Source organism: Wolbachia endosymbiont of Drosophila seguyi (assembly GCF_028981765.1).
Classification (GTDB): Bacteria; Pseudomonadota; Alphaproteobacteria; order Rickettsiales; family Anaplasmataceae; genus Wolbachia; species Wolbachia pipientis.
Genome location: NZ_JAPQLM010000084.1, coordinates 1 through 4,139 on the forward strand (window position 1 = coordinate 1; position 4,139 = coordinate 4,139).

A 4,139-nucleotide genomic window follows, 5' to 3' on the forward strand; every position below is an offset into this window, starting at 1 on the left:
ATAACTAAATAACTAAATAACTAAATAACTAAATAACTAAATAACTAAATAACTAAATAACTAAACCAAAGCCAATTGAATATAGAGGACAAAGTTGAACAAATGAGTCTTCTAGAAGAAATCAGACATGAAATTATCTCTCATGACGCAATAAAGGAATCATTAGCAGATGCTCTTGGTAACAAAAAAAGTGCAAATACTCAGCAGCTAAAGTTAATAGAGAGAATACATAAAAGCAACAGTGCTGTTCCTATTGATTTAGTAAAGTCTTTATCCAAAGCTAAGGTTGAATGCCAAAATTTATGGAAGCTATCCCATTCTGAAACCAGTAACTTAGAAAAACTAAAAGAACGTTTTACTGATTTAATCACACTCATTCGCGAAGTAGCTTCTATAAAATCGCAGCAATTAAAATGCTCAAAATACGACTCACTGCTTGCTGACTATGACTCTGATATCACAGAAAAGAATATAAGGGAAGTATTCCCCAAGGTAGGCAAATTTTTTAGCGAAAATGTAGATAAAATAATTGAAAAGCAGAAAAAGGATAAGGTTACTAATATACAAAAAGTTGCTACTCAGAAACAGATTGAACTTGGCTCATTATGTTTACAGCAAATGGGTATTGCACTAAATGAGATTCGTACTTCTTATTACTACCCTATAGATTATGATGAATCTGATTTTTGTTATGGTTTATTTTCACTTTTACGGCATAGTGGTTATGCAATTTATCAAAAATGTTTAGCGCAAAATTCTATAAGTAGTCCAATTACGAGACATGTTATGTATGAAACTCAAGGGTTATTCATGGAAAGGATGATTGGAACATCCAGAGAATTTATTGAGTTTATTCAACCACACATAAAAGAGAAATTTGCTATAAAAGGCAAAACTAACGAGAAAGTTAGCAGTGTTGAAAATTTGTACTTGATTTTCAATGAAATAAACCTTTCTTCTTTTTTAAAAAATGCAGATGAATTTAGTCTGTTAGCTCATATTATGTTGAGAACTAGGTTAGAACAAGATATAATAAATGGTACATTGGAAGTCAAAGACCTGCATGATGCGTGGCTGGAAGGTATGAAGCACTATAAAATTCCAGTAAAAGCTGAAAATGAGCTAAACACTTATTTTCAAGATGAATATTGGGCAAGCGGTGTTATGGGCTACTTTCCTATAAAAATTATTGCTTTAATTGCTGCTGTGCAGATTTTCTCTTGCGTTAAAAAGAATCATTACGAATCATTAAGTGCTATAATAAAAGGAGATTTTAGTTTACTTATCAGTTGGTTATCTCAAAATATATACAGTGCAAAGTGTGGCCTGGAACTGCTAAAAAAAGTAACAGGTAAGGGTTTAGACGTTGAGTGTGTTACTTACTACTTATCTGAAAAGTATAATTTGTCTTAATAAATGGTTTTCTTGAGTTATGTATGAATTTTGTTCGAAAATTAACCGGAAAGTTTTATAGCCTTTTTACTTTCAAAGGTTTGTTTGCTAGCGATATTGCTATAGACCTTGGTACTGCAAACACTTTAGTTTATCAGAAAAATCAGGGAATAGTGCTTGATGAGCCTTCAGTTGTAGCAAGAATAAAAGAAAAAGGAAGTTACGTTCCTTATGCTTTTGGTAAAAAAGCTAAAATGATGCTTGGGAAAACGCCTGGAGAAATAGAGGCGATAAGGCCCTTAAAGGATGGAGTTATTGCTGATTTTAAAAGTGCGGAAGAAATGCTAAAATATTTCATACGCAGTGCAAACACAAAATTCACTGTTAATAAACCTAATATTATCATATGCGTTCCATCTGGATCCACGCCAGTTGAAAGGCGTGCTATACAAGATGCAGCAGAAAGTGCTGGTGCAAATGAAGTATTTTTAATTGAAGAACCAATGGCTGCAGCAATCGGAGCTGGGCTCCCGGTTACTGAACCTGAGGGTTCTATGATTGTTGATATAGGAGGCGGTACAACTGAAGTTGCAATTATTTCTTTAGGCGGAATTGTTTATTCACGTTCTGCCAGAGTAGGTGGCGATATTATGGATGAGGCAATAAAGTCATATATTCGTGAAAATCATAAATTATTAATCGGTGAAACAACCGCTGAGAAAATTAAGAAAAGCATAGGTTCAGCCAGTCTGCCAGGTGAAAATAACAAAGAGGGAATGATAATTAAGGGCAGGGATTTAGTGAGTGGCATGCCAAAAGAAATGCTTTTATCAGAATACCAAGTTGCAGAGAGTTTAATAGAGCCTGTACATCAGATAATTTCTGCTATTAAGACTGCGCTGGAGAGCACTCCACCTGAACTTTCTTCTGATATAGTCGATAGAGGAATAGTTTTATCCGGTGGTGGTGGATTATTACGTAATCTAGGTAAAGTTATCAGTGAAACAACAAAATTACCGGTTCGTGTTGCAGATGACCCACTTTGTTGTGTTGCTCTGGGTAGCGGAAAAGTGCTTGAAAACATGGATTATTTTGGCCATGTTTTATTTAAGCAGGATTAAATTATTTTTAAAGGTAGTTCATCGAATTTTATAGCAAATTTTACCTCAAGCATAAAGATGTCATCCAAGTAGCCAACACTGGGATCCAGAAAAATTGACTATAAACAAGTATGCTGTTTCGATGAAATTGTGTAATAGAAACTAGATTCCAGTGTCAGCTACTTGCATGACACCAAGTTTGTGTTTATAAATTAAGGCGATTATGCTAAAAGAATTTGAAATAGAACCTCTGCTAAAAGATAAAGCTCCGCACCAGACCAAGGCTGTTGTTGCAATGTCCGGGGGAGTTGATAGCTCCGTTGCTGCAGCACTGCTACATAACCTTGGGTACAAAGTGGTAGGTGTGACTCTTCAACTCTATGGCACCGACGGTAATGCTAACGCAAGAAAGGGCGCATGCTGCGCTGGACAGGATATTTATGACGCTAAGCGTGTAGCTAAAAGTGTTGGCTTTCCTCACTATATTTTAAACTATGAGGAAATATTCAAAAAGGAAGTAATAGAGGATTTTGCGAGTACCTATATGCGTGGGGAAACTCCCATACCATGCGTGAGATGTAACCAAACGGTAAAATTTCGTGATCTATTGCAAGTTACAAAAAATCTTGGTGCGGATGTGCTCGTAACAGGACATTACGTGAGAAGGTTAGAAAAAAATGGTGAGGTAAAGTTGTGCAGAAGCATTGATAAAAGTAAAGATCAAAGTTATTTTTTGTTTGCTACAACTCAAGAGCAATTGAAGCTTTTGCGATTTCCACTAGGTGGGTTCTATAAAAGTGATATAAGAAAATTAGCAAAGTATTTCAGCTTACAAATTTCTGAAAAGCAGGACAGTCAAGATATATGCTTTGTTTCCGAAAGCTATAGTAAAACAATAGCTAAATTAGCTCCACGATCTGTACAGAAAGGTAAAATAGTGGATGTTAATGGAAAAGTGCTAGGCGAGCACAGTGGCATAGTAAATTTTACAGTGGGGCAAAGAAAGGGCTTGGGTATCGCACACAATGAACCTCTTTATGTGATAAAAATTAATACAGAAAATAATGAGGTTATAGTAGGTCCGATCAACGTATTAATGCAAAAAAAAATATTGATCAAGGAGTTAAATTGGTTAGAACAACCAAAGGAAGGTATGGAAGTAACTGTGAAGCTGAGATCATCACATGTGGGAAGTTTAGCAACAATACATTCAACTGACGAAAAAAATAAAGCCTGTGTCATTTTAAACGACGATTACTTTGGCATCAGTCCAGGTCAAGCCTGTGTAGCGTATAAAGATGAGCAAGTTATCGGCGGTGGATGGATATGCTCTTAACTAAAAGCTTTAATGCAGAGTGTAAACATACAATAGACTTCTTGCATAACCATATAACAGAAACGAAAAAACTTGCTTGACAAACTCCGCCAGCCCCCTTATCATGAAACTGAAGCTATTTATTTATCTTCTCTGTACAGATTAAATGACAAAAAAACTCACGTATCTGGCGTCTCATGTTTAATTTTTTGCACTATGTGCACTCTATGTCTTTATCAAATTTCTGGGTTTTTACCTACACAAGCTGAAATACGCTTATAAAGCATTTAAAACATTAAAAAACGCCAACTTAAAAAATGGATAGTGAATAA

General features: G+C 35.3%; 2 protein-coding genes and 1 pseudogene. All 3 read left to right on the forward strand.

Translation table 11 applies throughout. From position 1 onward, the window contains the following. Nucleotides 1-60: 60 nt before the first annotated feature. Nucleotides 61-1,413, forward strand: a pseudogene (locus OZD62_RS01750) (gluzincin family metallopeptidase); the annotation flags it as partial. Between the two features lie 23 nt (nucleotides 1,414-1,436). Further along, entirely contained in the window at nucleotides 1,437-2,513 is a 1,077-nt protein-coding gene (locus tag OZD62_RS01755) for a rod shape-determining protein (RefSeq protein WP_007548791.1), read from the forward strand. A 202-nt stretch (nucleotides 2,514-2,715) separates the two neighbouring features. Further along, nucleotides 2,716-3,828, forward strand: a complete 1,113-nt coding sequence (mnmA, locus tag OZD62_RS01760; RefSeq protein WP_275019308.1) for a tRNA 2-thiouridine(34) synthase MnmA — start codon at nucleotides 2,716-2,718, stop codon at nucleotides 3,826-3,828. The last annotated feature ends 311 nt before the right edge of the window (nucleotides 3,829-4,139 follow it).